Consider the following 893-nt stretch of genomic DNA (forward strand, 5'->3'; position numbering starts at 1 on the left):
TGAGGGTTTCTCATCCTGATCGCCAGGCGATCTCGAGGGCGTGAACGGCGGCGACGATCCGGCTGATGCGGTTGGTGCTGCAGCGGGCTTTGCGGAGGATGCGCCACTGCTTCAGCCGGGCGAAGGCGCGCTCGCCCGGGGCACGCAGGCGGACGTGCTCCTTGTTGAACTGTGCGTATTTTTCGGGCAGGTCACGGCCGTAGTACGGGGTGCGGACGGTGGCGTTGGCTCCTCGGTAGGCGCGGTCCGCGAGGACGAGGACCTGGCGCGAAAGGCATGCCTGGATCACACCGTGGGCGCGGGCGGCGGTCAGGTCGTGCGTGCGGCCGGGCAGGGCTCGGGAGAACCACAGGGGTGTGCCGTCCGGGCGGGCGATGACCTGCACGTTCATCCCGTGTCGCCGGTGCTTTTGCGAGTAGTAGGGCTCGTCCGCGGCGATGCGGTCGGTGGGGATCAGTGTGCCGTCGAGGATGACAAATCCCTCCGGCGGCAGGGCCCTCAGCGCGGTCCGCAGGTCCGGTGCACGTTCGGCAAGGATCTCGACGGTCTCGATGACGTACCGGCCGGCGGTCGCGGTCGAGACGCCGAACCCGGCTGCGGCCCGGGCGAGAGTCTCGTTCTTGCGCAGATGGACCAGAGCCAGCAGGGCCTGCCGGAAGCAACTGAGCCGTCGCCAGCGGGACTTCCGTTCACACCTTCGAGCATGGATCAGCCAGGAAACATGCTCAACGACCTCGTACGGGACGTCGAGCATGGCACGATACGAGACCACAAGGCTCCTGTTGTCGGGACGTTGGCGAGTGAGATCACCAACGCAACGACCAGGAGCCTTGCCCTGTTACGCCCTCGTCCGCACCATCATCACCCCTGCGGCACAGGATGAGAAACCTTCA

1 protein-coding gene is annotated in these 893 nt (G+C 66.6%); it reads right to left on the minus strand.

All coding sequences use genetic code 11. The annotated features are described in order from the left end of the window. Positions 1-10 precede the first annotated feature (10 nt). Complete coding sequence (locus ABCR83_RS32690) at positions 11-772, minus strand: transposase family protein (protein WP_462698896.1); 762 nt, start codon at positions 770-772, stop codon at positions 11-13. Positions 773-893: the final 121 nt, after the last annotated feature.

The organism is Streptomyces xingningensis (assembly GCF_054957865.1).